Origin of the sequence: Flavobacterium sp., assembly GCF_046296355.1 — a bacterium.
Taxonomy (GTDB): domain Bacteria; phylum Bacteroidota; class Bacteroidia; order Flavobacteriales; family Flavobacteriaceae; genus Flavobacterium.
Genome location: NZ_JBKBLM010000016.1, coordinates 39418 through 60548 on the forward strand (window position 1 = coordinate 39418; position 21131 = coordinate 60548).

Sequence of the window (21131 nt, forward strand, 5' to 3'; positions counted from 1 at the left end):
TATTATGATTGACAAACAAACCACATTAGTTGATAATGAGATTGAAGATAAAAAGGTGTCCATGGATATCGTTTTGTTAGATGGAGAAAAATTTTATAAAATAGCCAATAATGATGCCATGCGACCATTCTTCATGAGTGTCGTTAGCGATTCAAATCATTGGTTGTTTATTTCAAGCAATGGCGGTATTTCCGCCGGAAGGAAAAATGCTGAATACGCATTATTTCCTTATTATACGGATGATAAAATAACTGAATTTGCAGATATTACCGGGAGTAAGTCTGTTTTCCAAATTCACTCTGAAGACCAAACCTACATTTGGGAACCGTTTTCAGAACGTTTTAATGATAAGTATAAGCTTAGCAGAAATCTCTACAAAAACAATTACGGAAACAAAATCATTTTTGAAGAAATTCACCATGATTTGCAACTGACTTTCAGATACCAATGGAGTAGTAGCAACTTGTTTGGCTTTGTTAAAACCTCAAAATTGATTAACAATGCAACTGCAGATTATACTATTACTCTTTTAGATGGTATTCAAAATGTCTTGCCACAAGGAGTTAATAGTGATTTACAAGCCACAACCAGTAATTTGGTAGATGCTTATAAACGAAATGAACTTCATGCTGAAAGTGGGTTAGGGATTTTTGCCCTGAGCGCTATTATTGTTGATAAAGCTGAACCAAGCGAAGCCTTAAAAGCTAATGTTGTTTGGTCATTGGGCTTTGAAAAGCCTACCTATTTACTGTCTTCATTACAACTTGCTGCTTTCAGAAAAGGACAAATCATCAAGCAAGAAACCGATGTTAAAGGTGAAAAAGGCGCTTATTTTATCTCTTCAGAAGTTGTTTTACAATCCAATTCATCGAAAGAATGGAAGATTGTTGCCAATGTAAACCAAAATCAATCGCAAGTAATTGCCTTGACTGAGGCCATTTGTAATGATAAATTTCTTGACCGTAAAGTGGTTGAAGATGTCGATTTGGGAACCCAAAACTTAATTGCATTAAACGCCACAGCCGACGGATTACAATTCACTGCTGATAACCGAAAAGATACCCGTCATTTTTCAAATGTCTTGTTCAACATCATGCGTGGTGGAATTTTTGATGAAAATTACCAAATTGATAAAAGTGATTTTGTAAACTATATTGCAAAAGCAAACAAAATTGTTTCAGAAAAGCAAGCCTTTTTTTTGAGTCGTTTGCCGGAAACCTTCAATTATTCGTATCTGCAACAACAAGTTACAGAAAATGAGGATGCCGATTTATTGCGTTTGTGTACTGAATATCTACCGCTTAAATTCAGCAGAAGACACGGTGATCCAAGCCGTCCGTGGAATAAATTTTCTATCAATACAAGAAGTGAAATTGATGGCTCAAAAATCCTTGATTACCAAGGGAATTGGCGCGATATTTTTCAGAATTGGGAAGCTTTAGCGTATGCTTATCCTGATTTTATCGATGGAATGATTCATAAATTTCTGAATGCTTCTACTTTTGACGGATACAATCCTTATCGCGTTACCAAAGACGGGTTTGATTGGGAAACCATCGAACCGGATAATCCTTGGTCTTACATTGGATATTGGGGAGACCATCAAATCATTTATCTATTAAAATTTTTAGAGTTCATAGAGAAATACCAACCCGGTAAACTCAATAGCTACTTTGACAAAGAATGTTTTGTTTATGCAGCCGTTCCTTATACCATTAAGTCGTATCAGGAGATTTTGCAAAATCCAAAAGACACCATCTTATTCAACCATGAATGGGATGCCAAAATAAATGCCAGAAGAAATCAAAATGGAGCTGATGGCGCTTTGTTAAGAGACAATAACGACGAAATCTACCATGTCAATTTAATCGAAAAGATTTTGGCCACAGTTTTGGCAAAAATGTCCAATTTTATTCCCGAAGCCGGTATTTGGATGAATACCCAACGTCCGGAGTGGAATGATGCTAATAATGCTCTGGTCGGGAATGGTGTTTCAATGGTTACTTTATATTACTTGAGAAGATTTTTGAAATTTTTCCAACAATTACTCGAGAACTCTAATCAGGAGACCATTAAAATTTCGAATGAAATGGTTGAGTTTTACCATGCTATTCGAGAAAATTTGGTTGCTTTCCAACCTTTACTGTCTGAGTCTATTAACGACAAAAACAGAAAGCAAATTTTGGATGCTTTAGGACAAGCTGCTTCAGAGTATCGTTACCAAGTATACAACAGTGGTTTTTGGGGCAAAAAACGAACCCATTCCATGGAAGGTTTGAAGAAGTTTACCCAAGTAAGCATAGATTTTATAGAGCATTCCATTAAAGCCAATCAGAGAGAAGACAAATTATATCATGCTTACAATCTGATGTCTGTAGCAAACGATGGAGTATCAATTTCCTATTTACCCGAAATGCTCGAAGGCCAAGTAGCAGTCTTAAGTTCAGGTTTTCTAAATGGTAAAGAATCATTAGAGGTATTGGATGCCTTGAGAAATAGTGCTTTGTACAGACCTGAACAGAACAGTTATATTTTATATCCGAATAAAGCGCTTCCTAAATTTTTAGAAAAAAATACCCTGCCTAAGGATAGGGTTGAGAAATCAATTTTATTGAAAAAGCTTTTGGATAATAACAACTTCCAAATAGTCAATCAGGACATCAAAGGAAATTATCATTTCAATGGCAATTTTCATAATGCCAATGATGTAAAGGAAGCTCTTCTTCAATTAGCAAACCAACAAGATTATAAGTTATTAGTAGATAATGAGTCAGAACTGGTGTTGCAAATTTTTGAAGATGTCTTCAATCACAAAGCATTCACAGGACGTTCCGGTACTTTTTATGGGTATGAAGGTTTGGGTTCTATCTATTGGCACATGGTTTCTAAATTGCATGTTGCAGTATTAGAAGTTATTGAGACAGCTGTGGAATCCAATGAAAATCAAACCACAATTAAATCATTAATTACCCATTTTGATGCCGTTGGAGCCGGAATCGGTGTGCACAAGTCACCACAAGTTTATGGTGCTTTTCCAACCGATCCTTATTCGCACACACCATTTAATAAAGGAGCACAACAACCCGGAATGACCGGACAAGTGAAAGAAGATATTCTGACCCGCATAGGAGAATTAGGTGTAAAACTGAAAGACGGTCAATTGCATTTTCAACCTAATTTTCTGCTTAGAAATGAGTTTTTGACACAAGAAATTGAGGCTACTTTTGTTTTAGTCGATGGCACAAAGATGCCATTAACTATTCCAAAAAACAGTATGGCCTTCACAGTTTGTCAAGTGCCTGTTATATACAAAATAGCTACTGCAAACCATATAGAATTGTACAACGCAAATGGTTCTAAAGAAACACTGGATTCGCTAGAATTAAGCAAAGAGCAAAGCACAAAAATATTCCACAGAAATGGTGAAATTTCCCAAGTAGTGGTGTATTTAGATGAAAATAATTTGAGATAATGAACAAATTAATTTACATCATACTACTCTTGTTTATAGCATGTAATCAAAAAAACACTAGCAATTTAGTTTCAAAAGAAATGACCGCAGAGAAAATATTAGGAAATGTTGAGTGCCAAGCTATTTGTTATGGCGGATACCGAACCCAAACAAGAGAAAAGCAACCCACAATCGCAGAAATAAAGGAGGATTTAAAGTTACTTGCTGCCTTAAACATTAAAATTATCAGAACTTATAATGTTCATTATGAAGAGGTTTCTAATGTGCTAAAAGCCATAAGTGAGTTAAAAAAAGAACCTGAAGGTTTCGAAATGTATGTAATGTTAGGTGCCTGGATTGATTGCAAAAATGCGTGGACAAATTTGCCTCCAATTCATAACGAAGAAAGCGAACGAAATGCTGTCGAAGTTAAGGAAGCAGTCCGATTAGCCAATCAATATCCTGATATTGTTAAAATTATAGCAGTAGGAAATGAAGCCATGGTAAAATGGGCCGCGAGTTATTATGTAACACCAAATATCATTTTAAAATGGGTTAATCATTTACAAAATTTAAAAAAAGAAGGCAAATTATCCAAAGAAGTTTGGATAACCTCATCAGACAATTTTGCCTCTTGGGGTGGAGGTGGAAAAGAGTATCATGTTGAAGATCTAAACCAATTGATTAAAGCGGTTGACTACATTTCGATGCACACTTATCCAATGCATGACACTCATTACAACCCGGTTTTTTGGGGAGTAAAAGAAAGTGAAATGCGTTTGTCTGAGAAAGAAAAGATAGATGCTGCGATGGTTAGAGCTCGAGATTATGCTGTTCAACAATACGATAGTGTGGTCAATTATATGAAATCAATTGGTGTCAATAAACCAGTTCACATTGGCGAAACGGGTTGGGCTTCAATGTCTAATGAGCATTATGGAAATGAAGGTTCTAAAGCTACCGATGAGTACAAATCGGCTCAGTTTTATAATTTAATAAGAGAATGGTCCAATAGCAATAAAATTTCGTGCTTCTATTTTGAAGCTTTTGATGAGAATTGGAAAGATAGCGCAAATCCGATGGGTTCAGAAAATCATTTTGGATTAATCAATTTGCAATCGCAAGCCAAGTATGCCCTTTGGAAAGAGATTGATAAGGGCACTTTTAAAGGTTTAACCCGAAACGGTAAGCCCATTACAAAGACCTACAGCGGCGACGAAAAAGCATTATGGTTGGAAGTAAAAACACCAACATCGATTTTAAAAAAATAAAGAGTGCAAAAGATTCAGTGTAAAATAACCAATGTTAAATTTTTGATACTAGCGTGTAGTATGGCATTTTCATTGCAAAGTTGTAAAGTAACCGATAAACTAAAGGTAGAAGTATATGAAACTTCCGCACAAGGTCACTCGTTAAAAAAAATGACTGAATTTACCGATAATAGCAAACCGCTAATCATCAAATTGAATCCGGAAGAAAAATTCCAGACCATCACGGGTTTCGGTGGTTCATTTACCGAAGCTTCTGCTTATTTGTTAAACAAATTAAGTCAAGCCAATCGAAAAAAAATACTCGATGCCTATTTTAGTGAAGAAGGTGCCAATTATTCTTTGACACGAACACACATTGCTTCTTGTGATTTCTCTTTGAGCAATTATACTTATGCAAAGGTTGAAAATGACCTAAAAATGGAGCATTTTACCATAGAAGACGACAAATCCGACCTTATTCCGATGATACGCGAAGCCAAAACCATTTCTAAAGAGGGGTTTAAGATTATCGCTTCGCCTTGGACTTCTCCACCATGGATGAAAGACAATAAAAAATATGTAGGCGGAAAATTATTGCCCGAATTCAACGATGCCTTTGCTTTGTATTTTTCAAAATATTTAGAAGCTTACAAAAAAGAAGGAATTGATATTTGGGGTGTTACCGTTATCAACGAGCCACATGGCAATGGAAACAACTGGGAAAGTACTCTTTTTTCGCCGGAAGAAATGACCTTGTTTGTTCAAAATCATCTTGGACCAAAATTAGAAAATGACGGTTGGGCTGATGTTAAAATTTTTGGATATGATCAAAACAGAGCCGGTTTGCCGGAATGGGTTGATGCCATGTTTAAAAATGAAGCCACTTCAAAATATTTCGCGGGAACGGCTATTCATTGGTATGAAAGCACCTATGAATATTTTGCAAAAGAACTACAATACGCCCACAAAAAAGCACCCAATAAATACCTAATTGAAACCGAAGGCTGCGTTGACTCGGAAGTACCACATTGGAACGATGATGCTTGGTATTGGAAAAAAGAAGCTACAGATTGGGGTTGGGATTGGGCTAGTGAAAAAGAAAAATATTTGCATCCAAAATATGCTCCGGTTAACCGCTATACTAATGATATCATTGGCTGCCTCAACAATTGGGTCGATGGTTGGGTCGATTGGAATATGGTTTTAGACCGTCAAGGTGGACCGAATTGGTTCAAAAATTGGTGTGTCGCACCGATTATTGTTGATGATAAAAACGATGAAGTATATTTTACCCCTTTGTATTATGTGATGGCTCATTTCAGTAAGTTCATGCGTCCGGGAGCAATAAAAATCGGATGCACAATCGATAACAATGAGGTCGTAACCACAGCAGTAAAAAATCTCGACGGAACTATAGCGGTTGCTATTTTTAATCCAACTGATGCAAAACAAACAATCAACATACAACTAAACAATAAAAACACTATCATTTCAATCGATGCAAAAGCATTGCAGACGGTTATAATCAAACCAAACTAACTAAATAATTTAAAATTTTACTTATGTCTAATAATAATACAAATACCAAAGTAATGGTTCCTATGTACAAAAAGATAGCTTTTGGTATAGGAATGCTTGCTAATCAAATGTTTCCTGCTGCGCTTGGCGTTTTTATGGTTGTGCTATTGGCAGGTTTTGGTTTTGATCCATGGATGGTAGGATTTTTAACTTTTGCACCTCGATTATTCGATTTTATTATTGATCCCATTATGGGTTTTATTACTGATAATACTCGTTCTCGTTGGGGAAGAAGGAGGCATTACGTTTTTATTGGAGCTCTGATAATGGGGATATCTTTTTTATTAATGTGGCAAATTTTTAAAGAAAATGGAGTCTATTTTAACTTTTTCTATTTTCTAGGATTTAAATTATGTCTTTATTTAGGACTTACTATTTTTAGTGTTCCATTTGTAGCCATGGGCTATGAAATGAGTGAAGATTTTCACGAAAGAACACAAATTATGGCTATTGCTCAGTGGATTGGACAGTGGGCATGGGTTATAGTTCCATGGTTTTGGATTATAATGTATGACAAGGAATTGTTTTCTAATCCTGAGGTTGCTACTAGAACACTAGCTATATGGGTAGGAATTCCTTGTATGATTTTTGCAATGGTTCCAGCATTCTTTATTACTTCAAAATCAACTTTAAATGAAACTTCGTATAAATCAATTAGTATAAGGAATGTAGGAGAAATTTTCAGAAATCTAATTCACGAATTTAAAGAAGCTTTCAAAATTGCCGATTTTAGAAAATTATGTTTTGCAACTTTTTATACTTTTAATGCATTTAATACAGTTGCACAATTTACTTTTTTCATTATAGTTTATTATTTATTTAATGGAAATCAACAAGCTGCCGGAATTTGGCCTGCCATTTTTGGTAGTGGTGGTGCATTAGTCACAACTTTTCTAGTTATTCCGCTAGTGGTAAAAATGGCTAAGAAGATTGGTAAAAAGAAAGCTTTTTTGGTTTCTCAATCCATATCAATTTTTGGTTACATTTTACTTTATTTCTTATTTATTCCAGGAAAACCTTATTTGTTTTTAATCGCAATTCCATTCTTTTCCTTCGGAATTGGAGGTTTGTTTACCACAATGATGTCAATGACTGCCGATGTTTGTGATGTTGATGAACTCAATTACGGTCAACGACGAGAAGGTATTTTTGGCGCTATTTATTGGTGGGTTGTAAAATTAGGATTCGCAGTAGCGGGTTTATTAAGTTACTTAATTCTTGATGTTATTGATTTTGATGGAAATTTAGCTACTCAAACACCAGACACCTTATTTTGGTTACGTTTTTGTTTTTCGGCTATTCCAATTGCAGGTACATTAACTGCTATTTTTTACATGTGGAATTATGGATTGACTGAGGGTAAATTAAAAGAAATTCAAGAAGAATTAGCTTCTAGAAAAGGAAAAGTAAAAGTTCAATCTTCTGCTTTTCTTTCCGGAAAACTCGTTTCAATATTAAAAAATGGTTCAATAAATAATTCATTTGATTCCGAATTGAATCAAAAAAGTAATGCCGAAATAAAAACACTTTATTCAGAAATTCTAAATAATGGTTTACACGGCGTTTGTTTTAGTCCCTACACCGAAGGGCAACAAGCCGGAGACGTTTTATCAGCTGACCAAATAAAAAGAAGACTCGATATTATTGCTCCACATACCCAATGGATTCGCTCTTTTTCTTGTACTGAAGGCAATGAGTTAATACCGGAAATCGCACACGAAAAAGGGTTAAAAACCATAGTCGGAGCATGGATCAGCGATGACAGAGACAGAAATGAAAAAGAAATACAATCCTTAATCAAATTGGCAAAAGCCGGTTTAGTTGATATCGCAGCAGTTGGGAATGAAGCTTTGCACCGCAATGAGATTTCTGAGCAAGAACTTATTAGCTACATCAAAAGAGTAAAAGAAGCATTACCCAATATCTCTGTAAGCTATGTAGATGCTTATTATCAGTTTTTAGACCGACCGAATTTGGTTTCCAATTGCGATGTGCTTTTGGTTAATTTCTATCCGTTTTGGGAAGGCGCTAATAATGATTATGCCATTTCCTATTTGCAAAATATGATTGAAGTTACACAAACGGTAGCCCATGGAAAGAAAATTATAATCTCAGAAACCGGTTGGCCTAGTAAAGGGGAAACGGTTGATCAAGCTATTCCATCAGAAATCAATGCTATAAAATATTTTGTGGCATCACAAGAATGGGCTAAAAATAACAATATCGAATTGTTTTATTTTTCATCCTTCGATGAATCATGGAAAGCCAATCAAGAAGGAACCGTCGGAACAGCCTGGGGAATTTGGGATAAAAACGAAAAATTAAAGTTTGAACTTAAATTAAATTAATATGTCATATAGAGAAGGTCATTATTTTTCCTTAGAAGATCATTCTTTTGAAAATACACAGTCAAGTATAAATTTTTTTGAAATTTCAGTTAAAAACTTAAAAGAAATTTGGAGAGAAACATTAGAAAAAGGAATGCACGGTATTTGTTTTAGTATGTATGAAGACGGTCAAAAACCCGGTGATATTATTTCTGCTGAACAAGTAAACCGACGCATTCAAATTCTAAAACCATATACCCAATGGATTCGTTCATTTTCATGCATTGAAGGAAACGAACATATTCCGAGAATTGCCCATCAAAATGGGATTAAAACACTAGTAGGCGCATGGTTAAGTGATGATTTAGAACTCAATGAAAAAGAAATTGAGGGTTTGATTGAACTTGCCAATGAAGGTTGTGTAGATATTGCGGCTGTTGGGAATGAAGTAATGTACAGAGGTGATTTAACCGAAGAACAATTGTTAGCCTATATCCATCGTGTGAAAGAAGCATTGCCTAATATTCCTGTGGGATATGTAGATGCTTACTATGAATTTTCTCACCGACCAAATATTACCCAAGCCTGCGATGTCATTTTAACCAATTGTTACCCATATTGGGAAGGTTGTCCTATAGAACATTCCCTGAATCATATGCAAAGTATGTTTGGATCAGCCAAAGATGCCGGTCATGGAAAGCGCGTGATTATTACAGAAACGGGTTGGCCAAGCGAAGGCGGTTCTCTTAAAGGCGCTTTTGCTTCGAATGAAAATGCGATGCAGTATTTTATAGAAACACAAAATTGGTCAAGACAAAATAATATCGAAGTTTTCTACTTCTCTTCTTTTGATGAAGGATGGAAAGTAGGAGCGGAAGGTGATGTCGGCGCTTATTGGGGATTATGGGATAAAAATGAACAATTAAAATTTTAGTGTAATTTATTAAAATTATTATTTAAGTAAGTTAAGCTCTAAGATCTGAATTAATGCAATCAATAAAAAATAAACACTCATTATGAGAATTAATATTTTTCAACTATTTTTTTTAATTTCCATCCTTGTAACGCAAAGCAGCTATTCTCAAGTAGATGTTGTTTACACCAACTTAGTATGGTCTGACGAGTTTGATGCTAATGGTGCTGTAAATTCAAGTAAGTGGCATCACCAAACCCAATTGCCAGCAGGTGGAAGTTGGTTTAATGGTGAAGTACAGCATTATACTGATCAATTAACAAACTCTTTTGTCAATGGAGGTTTTTTGAATGTAGTAGCTAAAAAAGAACCATACACAAGTCAAGGAATAACCAAGCAGTATACATCAGCTCGTTTAAATTCGAAGTTTTCATTTTTATACGGTCGTGTTGATGTTAGAGCAAAAATTCCAACCAACCAAGGTACTTGGCCTGCTATATGGATGCTTGGCAAAAATGTGAATGAGAACGGTGCCTTTTTTGATGCACAATTCGGAACTACAGATTGGCCGGCCTGTGGTGAAATTGATATTATGGAACACGGTATAACGCCATCGCAGCCAGCGAATTATGTGCAGAGTGCTTTACATACTCCATCATCTTTTGGTAATACAACTAATATTGGAGGTACAATTGCTAATAATTTAGGCAATGACTTTCATGTGTATTCAATGAATTGGTCTCCTTTTCAAATCTCTTTTCTGTTGGATGGAGTGGTATTTTACACTTACAATCCTGCAGTTAAAACACCAAGTAATTGGCCATTTAATGCTGAACAATATCTTTTGTTAAATATAGCTATGGGAGGAATTGCAGGAACAATACCTTCAAATTTCACACAAACGGCAATGGAAATTGATTATGTTAGAGTATACCAAAATACACTTGTAGATACTCAAGCACCAACCAACTTTACCGCTTCAATAGGCGCTATAACTAGTTCAACGATAGAATTATTATTGAATGCTGACGACAACTCAGGAAATGTTAATTACAACATTACATACAGTGGTGGAACTATATCTTTAGCCAATCCTTCTGGAGTTCAAAGATCGGTTGTTATTCCTAATCTATTGCCTAATACCAATTATAGTTTTTCAGTTGCAGCCAGTGATTTGGCAGGAAATGCTTTTGTTACTAATCCAATATTGCTCAATGCAACTACTACAGGAGTTATAGGATGTTCGGGTAATGATACAGAAGCTCAAGCGGGTACTTTCTCGATTGGATATAATTACGCCTTTGAAACTTTAGGTACCGATGTGAAAATCACTTTTGAAATGTTGGATACCGATAAAGTTGGCGTAGTAGCATTTTTATGGAGACAAAGTCCTTTTACAGAATATCAAATGACCAATGTGTCCGGAAACATATTTACTAAAACCATTACAGGACAAACTATTGGTTCAACTATTAATTACGCCGTGAAGTTTGCTTACGCGGGTGGCTTATCTGTTACAAGATATTTTTCTTATGTGGTTGGAAATAATTGTGCGTTAGAAATACCAACATTATCTGAATCCCGCCAGTTATGTTATCCTAATCCCGTTGAAGATATTTTGCATTTACAGTTGTTGGATAGTCATAACCAAATAAGATTGACAGATGTTTTAGGAAAAACACACCTAGAAAGAGTAGTAAATGCCACCGGAAATCTTGATATGAGTGATTTTAAACCCGGAATTTATTTTCTAAGAATTCAAAACTCACGAGGAATTCAATATTTAAAAATAATAAAGAATTAGCATATAGTTTATTTAAAAATAAGATTTCAATTCCGAAGAGAAATCTAAATTTTTACAGGTAAATGTCAAGTAAAAATGTCACCTCTCTTTTAGAAAATAACATTTTTTTAGTTTTTATTTGTTTTTTAAATATATTTTATGTTAAATTTGGCTTATAATTAACTCTTAAACCTGATTTGCCTATACGCGACAATTACTTTTTAGATTAAAAACTCTTTTTTAACCCTACACTAAAAGGTATTGTTATGGCTAAATCTCAACTTCCGGATGCTATATTAGTTGATAAGTACGTTGCTGGCGATGAAAACGCTTTGGCAATATTAATCAACAGGCACCAATCAAAAATTTATGGGTATATCTATTCCAAGGTTTCGGATAGAGATGTAACAGAAGATATTTTCCAGGAGACATTCTTCAAGGTGATTCATACACTTAAATCTAAAAAGTACTATAACGAGGAAGGTAAATTTTTGTCTTGGGTTTTGCGTATAGCCAGTAATCTAATTATTGACAAATACCGTAATGATAAAAAAATGCCATTAAACCGTGATACTGATGAGCTATTAATTTTCTCCAGAATTACTGATGATTCGTTAAATATCGAAAGAAGATTAATTAAAAATCAGGTGGAAATCGATATTAAAACGATTATTGAAAAGTTACCTCATGACCAAAAAGAAGTAATTATGATGCGTTATTTTTTAGACATGAGTTTTAAAGAAATAGCAGATTTTACAGGTGTTAGCGTAAATACAACTTTGGGAAGAATGCGTTATGCCATCACAAATCTGAGAAAGGTGATTGAAAAAAATAAAATTTATTTGCCTTCCTAGATAATAAAAAGTAATTTTTTGCGTTACTATATAAACATCCAAAACAAACTGATTTTATATATGGCAAAACTTTACTCTAAAAGAAAATTAGCTCCCAAAAAAATGTTACCAAAAAAAGAAACAATCCGTTTAATACTTCAATATTCTTGTGCATTGAATATTATTAAAGTAGGTAATATGAACTTCGAAACAATAGCTAATTAAGAAACATCCCGATACAATTATCGGGATTTTTTTTTATAGTATTCTTCCAAAACGCCTTTTCGACCTATGGTTTTGGTGATGACATCTTTTCCTAAATCCCATCCACGAGCCGGTGAATATTCTCTTCCATACCATATGATTTGCAAGTGTAATTCATTCCACAGTGCTTTCGGAAAAATGGCTTTGGCGTCTTTCTCTGTTTGTTGCACGTTTTTGCCGTTGGTCAAATTCCATCTGTACATCAATCGATGAATATGAGTATCTACCGGAAAAGCCGGAACACCAAAAGCTTGTGACATAACTACACTGGCGGTTTTGTGTCCAACAGCCGGTAATCTTTCTAAAGCTTCAAAACTCTGCGGCACTTCTCCGTTATGTTCTTCAATCAAAATTTGAGACAACCCATAAATGCCTTTCGATTTCATCGGCGATAAACCACAAGGCCGAATGATTTTCTTGATTTCTTCCACCGAAAGTTTTACCATATCATATGGATTATCGGCTTTAGCAAAAAGGAGTGGTGTGATTTGATTCACACGAACATCAGTACATTGTGCGGAGAGCAAAACAGCAATCAGCAAAGTATAAGCATCTTTATGATTGAGTGGAATAGGGATTTCAGGGTAAAGTTCTTTTAACGTATTTATAACAAATGTTGCACGCTCTTTTTTGGTCATTTTAAACTAAATTTGAATTGTAAAAATACTAAAATAAACTCAGAAACTTAGTAACTCAGTAACTCAGAAACTTTAAAAATGACAACACTACAAAAAGGTGACAAAGCACCCAATTTTTCCGGAAAAGACCAAGATGGCAATATACATACTTTAGCCGATTACAAAGGACAGAAGTTGGTGGTATTCTTTTATCCCAAAGCTGATACACCGGGTTGTACGGCTGAAGCTTGTGATTTGAGAGATAATTTCGAACGCTTCAAAGCTAATAATTATGCACTTCTGGGAGTTAGTGCCGATAGTGCTAAAGCCCAGAGTAAATTTAAAACCAAATATGAATTTCCTTTTCCGCTATTAGCAGATGAAGACAAATCAGTTATTGAAGCTTTTGGCGTATGGGGACCCAAAAAGTTTATGGGAAGAGAATATGATGGCATTCACAGAACTACATTTATTATTAATGAAGAAGGAGTGATTGACGAAGTGATTTCAGATGTAAAAACCAAAGCTCACGCAGCTCAGATATTGAAATAAAAAAAGCCAAGATTCAATTCTTGGCTTTTTATTTATGCCTTTTCTAAAACTTTGTTGGGATCGTAACCAAACAATTGGTGTTGCTTGATGATGTCTGAAATTCCTTTTGGCAATAAGTTTTCCCAGCCGGGAGTTCCGTTGCTGATCATTTTCAATACCTCACGAGAGAAGATTTTTAAGTGATCTTTATCGAAATCAGTGATGTCTACTACTTTTCCGTTATAAGCAAAGAATTTATACAACTCTTTCATACGTGGATGAACTTTCAAGTTTTGGGAGTTGACAATTTCTCCGTTTTCGTCTTCCATTGGATACAAAAACACTTTCAAATCTCGATAGAATAATTTACCGAAGGCTTCCAAAATACCACCACTCAAATGACGGTAGTATTTTTCGTCAAAAATATCAACTAAATTGTTGACACCCATGGCCAATCCCATTCGGGCTTTGGTGTAGTTAGAGAAATATTCCACTACTTTATAATATTCCTGGAAGTTTGAAATCATTACAGTTTGACCTAATGAACAAAGCAATTCAGCTCTGTCCATAAAATCTCTTTCGTCAATTTCGCCTTCCGAACGCAAATTAGAAAGTGTAATTTCAAAAATAACCAAGGTATTGTCTTTGTCCACTTTACTTTCATCAAGGAACATTTTTAATGATTTCTCATACATGTCCATGTTTACTTGCGTTACCGGACGGAAACTTCCTCTAAGCGCTAAGATGTTTTTCTTGTAAAGTATCGATGCTGGCAAGATATTTTTTCCGTCAGGACCAAACATTACCGCATCTGTCATCCCATTTTTAACCAATTGTAAACTCATTAAACGATTGTCAACATTGGCAAACCGCGGACCCGAGAAGTTGATGGTATCAATTTCTAATTGGTCTTTGTCTAAATGGTCATATAAATAACGCAACAATTTTTTCGGATCGTTGTATTTGTAATACGCACCGTAAATCAGGTTTACCCCCAAAATCCCTAAGGTTTCTTGTTGTAAACGCGCATCGGTTTCTTTAAAACGTATGTGAAGTGTAATCTCATTGTAATCTTCATCAGGCTCAACTTGGTATTTTATTCCAACCCAACCATGCCCTTTAAATTGCTTAGCGAAGTCAATTGTAGCAACAGTATTGGCAAAACTGAAGAATATTTTATTGGGATGTTTGTCTCTTTTTAAACGTTTTTCAATCAGTTCTACTTCATGATTCAACATTTTTTTCAAACGACTTTCCGTTACATAACGACCATCATCTTCAATGCCGTAAATTGCATCACTGAAATCTTTATCGTAGGCCGACATCGCTTTTGCTATAGTTCCCGATGAACCACCGGCTCTGAAAAAATGCCTAACCGTCTCTTGTCCGGCTCCAATTTCAGCAAATGTCCCATAAATATTTTCATTTAGGTTAATTCGCAATGCCTTATCTTTGATAGCAGGAATTTGTTCAATGGCTTTATCGCCTTTCAATTTTATTATAGAAACAATATTGTCCATAGTTTAGCGTAAGTGTTCTTTGCAAAGTTAGTAAAATAGCTATTTTATTAAAAGATAATTAAGTCTATTTTTGTATTTAATTACTTTTAAAGCCAAACCTCAAAAGTATCCTATCAAAAACCGTGCTATTATGCAAGTTTATTTTCTCGGAACCGGAACATCACAAGGCATTCCTGTTATTGGAAGCCATCATTCAGTTTGTAAAAGCGAGGACTTTAAAGACAAGCGTTTGCGGGTTTCTGTTTGGGTCACTTTCGAAGATTTTTCTATAGTAATCGATTGTGGTCCCGATTTCAGGCAACAAATGCTAACTTCCGGTTGTACTCAATTGGACGCCATACTATTCACCCATGAACATGCCGATCACACAGCGGGTTTGGATGATATTCGACCGTTTTTCTTCCGACAAAAAAAAGACATTCCGATTTATGCTCATGAAAGGGTTTTAGAGAACTTGAAAAAGCGTTTCGATTATATTTTTGAAACCGAAAATAAATATCCGGGTGCGCCGGGTGTGGAGACTTTTGAAGTAAAAAATAATCAGGCTTTTACTATTGGCAATACTAAAATTACTCCCATCGATGTAAATCACGGAAATCTGCAAGTTTTTGGCTATCGAATTCAGGATTTTGTATATTTAACCGATGTAAAAACTATTGCCTATACTGAAATTCAAAAGCTGAAAGGTGTAAAAGTATTGGTAGTGAATGCTTTGCGCGAAGAGCCACACCATTCACATTTTAATTTGCAGGAAGCGTTAGATTTTATACATTTGGTACAACCAGAAAAAGCGTATCTGACACATATCAGTCATCTGATGGGTTATCACGAGGAAGTTCAACAACAGTTGCCCCCAAACGTGTTTTTAGCCTACGACAATTTGAAAATTACAATTTAATATTATGAAGAAATCATTGTTTTTATACTTGTTTATCATTGCGGTTTTAATGAATATTTTTACCTATAAATATTTTACTTCAAAAGAAGCTGCGCAAGACAAACCCGAAACAGTGCAAGACAATAAGAAAATAAATGACAGCATTACCAAGTTGGCAGACCAACTCTACGATGCCAATTACTTTTCTTTGGAATCCAATGACAGAGCTATGAATTATTTGAACCAAAATGACATCAACGTATTTGCTGAAAAAGTAAAACAAGCACTTTTGGCCTATAATGATGACAAGGCTGGAAATAAATACACCGATCAAGTTACAATGGGTGAGCAAAAGTTTATCATTACTAAAGTAAAATTATTAAACCACCGATGGATTATCGCCAGCTACAGCAATGGTAAACTATGGGGTGAAGTCATGTTGAAATATTTTATCGAAGATGATCAAACGGTTTCATTTGAAATCATGAATTCCTATTTATATCCTGAACAATTAAACTAGAATTTTTTAAGGCATGAAAAAAATCTCTCTACTCTTAATCGCTTCAATCTTACTGTTTTCGTGCAAGTTAAATGACCAAAACGAAACGGAATCAGATGAAGAAAATGTTCCTTCGGCTGTTAAAGATTCTACTATTGTTAACGACAAGGATGAGCATGGTTGCTTGGCAACAGCAGGTTATATATGGTCAAAAATGAATAAAGAATGTGTAAAAGGTTATACCGGAATCCAACTCAATCCGGTTGACAAACCCGAAAACGAAGATGAAACTTTGAGTGCTTTTGTCCTTTTTAGTGAAGACCAAAATCAAGCTGAAGTTTTTCTTCCTAATGAAGCCAATTCCATTATTTTAATTCGCCTTGCAGAAGGCAAACCCTGGGTTTTTGAAGATTGGCAATTGGTGCCTTGGAAAGGTTATGTTTTGAAAAAAGGAACCGATATCAAATTTTCAGGTGATGGCCAAATGGGCAAAAAAATCACCGGTAGTGATACCCAAGAATAAAAAAAGTCCTGATGATTCGGGACTTTTTATTTGGATAACCAATGTTTGAAATCAAAGAAATTCTGTGGTGCTACGCCGTGACCAACCATATATTCTTTAAAGACTATTTCAATACCCAATATTTGTAACATCGGAATGGATTTTCGTGCCCATTCTACCGGAATGACTTGGTCAACCGTTCCGTGTGAGGCAAATATTTTTAGGTTGTTCAAATCATTTTCGGTATAATCATCCACGGCAATTTCCGGGTTAAAATAACCACTCATAGCTACTACACGCTGTACTTTTTCCGGATAAGACAAAGCCACAGCATAACTTAAAATACAGCCTTGGCTAAAGCCAATAAGCGTTACGTTTTGAGTATCAATAGGATATTCCGCGACTAATTCATCAATAAAGTTTGCAATAATATCTCTAGAAGCTCTGGCTTGACCAATATCAGAAAACTTGTTTTCATCAGCATCAAAATTTATAGCATACCAAGCATAGCTTCCATACATCATGTCGAATGGTGCGCGGGCCGAAATCACATAATATTCTTCGGGCAATTCACCGGCAAAAGAAAATAAATCTTCTTCATTGCTGCCATAACCGTGAAGCAATAGGAGCAAAGGGTTTTTGTCTTTTTTGACTTTTGGTTCTCTGACCAAATGATGCAGGGATAAACTCATTACAAACTTTTAAATGTTTTTTGAAAAAGGCTTCCCAATAAAGGAAGATTAGTGGTTTTACCGATAGCTGCAGAAAAAATTCCATACATAGCCAGAACAGAAATAAAAATCCACATCGAAGCCGCAATCATGAAGTTTTCAAAGTGACTTATGGATACGCCCAAGAGAATAAAGGTCAATGTCAATCCTAAGCCTTGTCGAATGTGAAAAGACGCATAAGTATTCTTTTTTTCGCTATTCATAGAAAGAGCAATCAGCGGTCCGAAAAGCAAAATATAACTGATAATGGCTATAGTTTTGCCTTCTTTTATGGTTTGATTATCCATGGTTTACAACTAATTTTCCTTGATTGTAAATTCCCAAAGCTTTGCCTTTCATGGCTTGTCCAAGGAAAGCGGAATTTTTAGATTTTGAAGCTATATTTTCTTTGCCAAATGTCCAATTATTGTCAATTTGGAACAGGGTAAAATTAGCTTTATTGTTTTCTTTAATTTCTTGACTTTCAATATTTAAAATAGATTTACCGAAAGTCAATTTCTCAATTATTTTTTCCAAAGGTAACACCGTTAAAAGAGCACCAAAAGCGCTTTCTAAACCAATCGCTCCGTTTTTGGCCAAATCAAATTCCATCTTTTTATGCTCGATGTCGATTGGATTATGATCAGCAGTAATGCAGTCAATCGTGTTGTCTAAAACACCTGCTATTAAAGCTTTTCTATCGGCCTCTGTGCGCAATGGTGGCGACACTTTGTATCTTGTATCAAACCCATCCAGTTTTTCATCCGTTAGGACCAAATGATGCACAGTTACACTACAAGTCACGTTCAAACCTTTCGCTTTAGCTTCTTTTATTAACGCTACCGATTGGGCTGTAGAAATTGTTGGGATGTGTAATTTACCTCCGGTGTATTCGAGTAAAAATAAGTTTCTTGCAATGATTAATTCTTCGGCTAAGTTGGGAATTCCTTTTAAGCCTAATCTTGTCGAAACTATTCCTTCATTAGCTACGCCATTGCCTTTGATGTTGTCATCTTGCGCAAATGCAATTACTAAACCGTCAAAATCTTGAGTGTATTGTAAGCCAATTTTCAAAAGATTTGCATTTGCCAAACTTTTGCCATAATCTCCAAAAGCCACTGCGCCGGCGTTTTTCATATCGAACAATTCAGCTAAATCTTTGCCTTCGCTGTTTTTAGTCAATGCGCCAATAGGAAATAACTCTGTAGCAAAATTAGCTGCTTTTTGTTTAACAAAATGAACCTGTGATTGGTTGTCAATAATCGGATTTGAATTGGGTTGCAAAGCTATTCCGGTAAAGCCACTTTTAGCAGCGACATCCAATCCGTTAGCGATGGTTTCTCGGTCTTCAAATCCGGGTTCGCCCAGGGAAACACTGGTGTCAAACCAACCTTGAGAAAGATGTAAGCCATCGTGTTGGAATTCTTGATGTGTATCCGAATTAGGAATCGAAACGCCTATTTCTTCGATTATGCCTTTTGTAATTTTCACATCAACGGTTTGATGGTGGTAAGGACTTTGCGGGTCAACAATTTTGGCTTTTCGGATGATTAGGTTCATTTTACAAATTTTTGAATGAGTAGTTCTAATACTAAAAAGAGTAGGGTAAGCAGCACAAACCATTTCCAGATTTGTGTATCGGTTCGGTCGGTTTGAATCGAATTAAAAACCGTTTCTATATCTTCAATTTCCTTATAATTCGCAGCAATGTCAGTATTGGCTAAACTCAAATTGCTTTCGGTTCGAGTATAATTAAAGCTGATATTCTGTGCCAAATTTACTCCGTTAAAGATACCAAAATTTCCGGCTTCGATAGGATTGTCACCAAAAGTAATTTTGACTTTGGTATTCAACAATTGTTGCACCGGAATAAAACTTTCTGTGGCATTTTTTACGTTAAGAATTTCATCTTTTGTCAACAGTGCGTCTACCACAAACGGTTGGTCTTCGCCAATAATTATCGCATTAACACCGGTTTTTTGGCTGTTTTGTGCCATGTTGTAAAATGTGGGTACGATTAAAGGTGAATTTTGGAAATTACTGTTGGTTTTGTTGATTGGCGCTGCAAAAAGATAAACTGCAGACAAAGGATTCGAAACCGAAGTCAGGAAAGCACTTTGGTCTTCATAACTTAAAATAGCAGGCGTTGTACTGTTGATTCCAAAAGCAGTTTTGGTTGACGGATATTGAAAATTATCAACCTTTTTTTCAAATACATTGCTAAACAAAGGATGATTGAAATTGATTTTGGTTACTTTCTTATCGTCGTTGGCCATCGCTTTGAATTGAATAGCTCCAAAGTTAGCCAAGAAACCATTCATTACGTTCACATTGCTTTCTTGCGCCGGAATTATGACAACATTTCCGCCTTTGTTTACAAATGATTTCAGTGTGGTTTGTAAGGCTTGCGGAATGTCTTTTAGTTCGTTTAACACAATTGCGTCTTGTTTTTCCAGCAAGTTGTAATCCAAATTGGCTATCGGGAAATTGGTATAAGCAAACTCGTCACTGGTATAAATTCTCGACAGGAAATTGCTTTTATCGGTTTCGCCAATGCTGATTACGTTGGTTTTACTAGGTTTGGAAATGCTGAAATAATAAGTATTGTCATAAGCCAAACCTTTATCGGTAATCGAAACATAGCCGTGAAAATCTTCTTTTGGAATGGTAAACTTAATGGTTTCAGTAGTGTTTTTGAAATCGATTAAAGTCTTCGCTGTCAACTTGTTTTGGTTATACAACGCAATCGGAACCGCCTTAATATCTTCGCCATTGGCTGATAATTTTACGCCAATTTCATAGAAACTGTCTAATGTTTGTTGGATATAAACACTGTCGATGGCAACGTTGTTCTTTTGTTCCGCTTCCGGAATGATGAAATAGACATTGTCTTCCTTTTTAAAACTTTTCCCTTGATTGGTTTCCAATCCGACGGCATCGGTTATGACAATGATGTCTTTGTTGAAAGCAGATTTTCGGGCATTGACTTTAGCAATTAAATTATCTAATCGGAAAGGCGTTGCGCTGTATTTTAAATCCTGTAAATCCTTTTGAATCGATTTGATATCGGTGTTCCAATAGGTTTCGGAATTGGTAATCAGAGAAAAATTCTGAGCTTCCGGAGTATGTTCTAACAAATCTTGAACCGCACGTTTGAGCAATTCACCCTTTTGCCCTTTGGCTTGCATGCTATAGGAATTGTCTAAGATGATGTACATTTCGTTAGTTGATTTCAGGCTTTCTTTCGCGGTGAAAAAAGGTTGGGCAAAAGCTAGAATCAAGCAGGCGAGAAGCAGTAAGCGCGTGAAAAGCAACAACCATTTTTTGATGGTCGAACTTTTTCGGGTTTGCAGGGAAAGTTCTTTTAGGAATTGTACGTTGGTGAAGTATTCTTTCTTAAAACGTCGCAATTGAAATAAATGCACCAAAATTGGAATCACCAATAAAAAAAGAAAATATAGAATTTCCGGGTGTTT

17 protein-coding genes are annotated in these 21131 nt (G+C 35.5%); 11 read left to right on the forward strand and 6 right to left on the reverse strand.

Annotation, left to right across the window (positions count from 1 at the left end; all coding sequences use genetic code 11):
- Positions 1 to 4 precede the first annotated feature (4 nt).
- The 7 genes from ACK4HO_RS08025 to ACK4HO_RS08055 all read left to right on the forward strand — a co-directional run bounded on the left by ACK4HO_RS08025 (position 5) and on the right by ACK4HO_RS08055 (position 12156).
- The gene (locus tag ACK4HO_RS08025; protein ID WP_409664729.1) at positions 5 to 3472 is read left to right on the forward strand and encodes a hypothetical protein; all 3468 of its coding nucleotides are present in this window, start codon (positions 5 to 7) and stop codon (positions 3470 to 3472) included.
- The gene (locus tag ACK4HO_RS08030) at positions 3472 to 4722 is read left to right on the forward strand and encodes a glycosyl hydrolase family 17 (protein ID WP_409664698.1); all 1251 of its coding nucleotides are present in this window, start codon (positions 3472 to 3474) and stop codon (positions 4720 to 4722) included. Before ACK4HO_RS08025 ends, ACK4HO_RS08030 begins: the two co-directional genes overlap by 1 nt.
- A 60-nt stretch (positions 4723 to 4782) precedes the next feature.
- A complete protein-coding gene (locus ACK4HO_RS08035; protein ID WP_409664700.1) occupies positions 4783 to 6240 on the forward strand; it encodes a glycoside hydrolase family 30 protein in 1458 nt (485 codons plus the stop codon).
- A 23-nt stretch (positions 6241 to 6263) separates the two neighbouring features.
- Positions 6264 to 8627, forward strand: a complete 2364-nt coding sequence (locus ACK4HO_RS08040) for an MFS transporter (protein WP_409664701.1) — start codon at positions 6264 to 6266, stop codon at positions 8625 to 8627.
- Position 8628: 1 nt separating this feature from the next.
- Positions 8629 to 9540, forward strand: a complete 912-nt coding sequence (locus ACK4HO_RS08045) for a glycosyl hydrolase family 17 protein (RefSeq protein WP_409664703.1) — start codon at positions 8629 to 8631, stop codon at positions 9538 to 9540.
- 82 nt (positions 9541 to 9622) lie between these two features.
- Positions 9623 to 11323 carry a family 16 glycosylhydrolase gene (locus tag ACK4HO_RS08050; protein ID WP_409664705.1) on the forward strand — a complete coding sequence of 567 codons (1701 nt, stop codon included), beginning with the start codon at positions 9623 to 9625 and terminating at the stop codon, positions 11321 to 11323.
- 245 nt (positions 11324 to 11568) lie between these two features.
- Complete coding sequence (locus ACK4HO_RS08055; RefSeq protein WP_409664707.1) at positions 11569 to 12156, forward strand: RNA polymerase sigma factor; 588 nt, start codon at positions 11569 to 11571, stop codon at positions 12154 to 12156.
- Positions 12157 to 12377: 221 nt separating this feature from the next.
- Here the strand turns inward: ACK4HO_RS08055 and nth are convergent, their stop codons facing one another.
- Positions 12378 to 13037, reverse strand: coding sequence for an endonuclease III domain-containing protein (gene nth / locus ACK4HO_RS08060; protein ID WP_409664709.1), 660 nt, complete (start codon positions 13035 to 13037; stop codon positions 12378 to 12380).
- 78 nt (positions 13038 to 13115) lie between these two features.
- Here nth and bcp point away from each other — a divergent pair, with 78 nt between their 5' ends.
- Positions 13116 to 13568 (forward strand): thioredoxin-dependent thiol peroxidase, encoded by a 453-nt coding sequence (gene bcp, locus ACK4HO_RS08065; protein WP_409664711.1) that lies wholly within the window; start codon positions 13116 to 13118, stop codon positions 13566 to 13568.
- A gap of 32 nt (positions 13569 to 13600) precedes the next feature.
- Here the strand turns inward: bcp and ACK4HO_RS08070 are convergent, their stop codons facing one another.
- Positions 13601 to 15067 carry a TonB-dependent receptor gene (locus ACK4HO_RS08070; RefSeq protein ID WP_409664713.1) on the reverse strand — a complete coding sequence of 489 codons (1467 nt, stop codon included), beginning with the start codon at positions 15065 to 15067 and terminating at the stop codon, positions 13601 to 13603.
- 130 nt (positions 15068 to 15197) lie between these two features.
- Between ACK4HO_RS08070 and ACK4HO_RS08075 the strand changes: the two genes are divergently transcribed.
- The 3 genes from ACK4HO_RS08075 to ACK4HO_RS08085 are packed head-to-tail and all read left to right on the forward strand — an operon-like array spanning position 15198 to position 16966.
- Positions 15198 to 15965, forward strand: a complete 768-nt coding sequence (locus ACK4HO_RS08075) for an MBL fold metallo-hydrolase (protein WP_409664715.1) — start codon at positions 15198 to 15200, stop codon at positions 15963 to 15965.
- Between the two features lie 4 nt (positions 15966 to 15969).
- Positions 15970 to 16464: a hypothetical protein gene (locus ACK4HO_RS08080; protein WP_409664717.1), complete on the forward strand. Its 495-nt coding sequence runs from the start codon at positions 15970 to 15972 to the stop codon at positions 16462 to 16464.
- Positions 16465 to 16477: 13 nt separating this feature from the next.
- On the forward strand, positions 16478 to 16966 hold the full coding sequence (locus ACK4HO_RS08085; protein WP_409664719.1) for a hypothetical protein: 489 nt from the start codon (positions 16478 to 16480) through the stop codon (positions 16964 to 16966).
- A gap of 26 nt (positions 16967 to 16992) precedes the next feature.
- Here the strand turns inward: ACK4HO_RS08085 and ACK4HO_RS08090 are convergent, their stop codons facing one another.
- The 4 genes from ACK4HO_RS08090 to ACK4HO_RS08105 form a co-directional block, all read right to left on the reverse strand.
- The gene (locus tag ACK4HO_RS08090) at positions 16993 to 17637 is read right to left on the reverse strand and encodes an alpha/beta hydrolase (protein WP_409664721.1); all 645 of its coding nucleotides are present in this window, start codon (positions 17635 to 17637) and stop codon (positions 16993 to 16995) included.
- On the reverse strand, positions 17637 to 17963 hold the full coding sequence (locus ACK4HO_RS08095; protein ID WP_409664723.1) for a hypothetical protein: 327 nt from the start codon (positions 17961 to 17963) through the stop codon (positions 17637 to 17639). Before ACK4HO_RS08095 ends, ACK4HO_RS08090 begins: the two co-directional genes overlap by 1 nt.
- Entirely contained in the window at positions 17956 to 19215 is a 1260-nt protein-coding gene (locus ACK4HO_RS08100; protein ID WP_409664725.1) for a dihydroorotase, read from the reverse strand. The genes ACK4HO_RS08095 and ACK4HO_RS08100 overlap by 8 nt, the downstream gene beginning before the upstream one ends.
- Positions 19212 to 21131, reverse strand: a 1920-nt coding sequence (locus tag ACK4HO_RS08105; protein ID WP_409664727.1) for a BatA domain-containing protein, incomplete at its 5' end; no start/stop codon positions are given. The genes ACK4HO_RS08100 and ACK4HO_RS08105, both read right to left, overlap by 4 nt.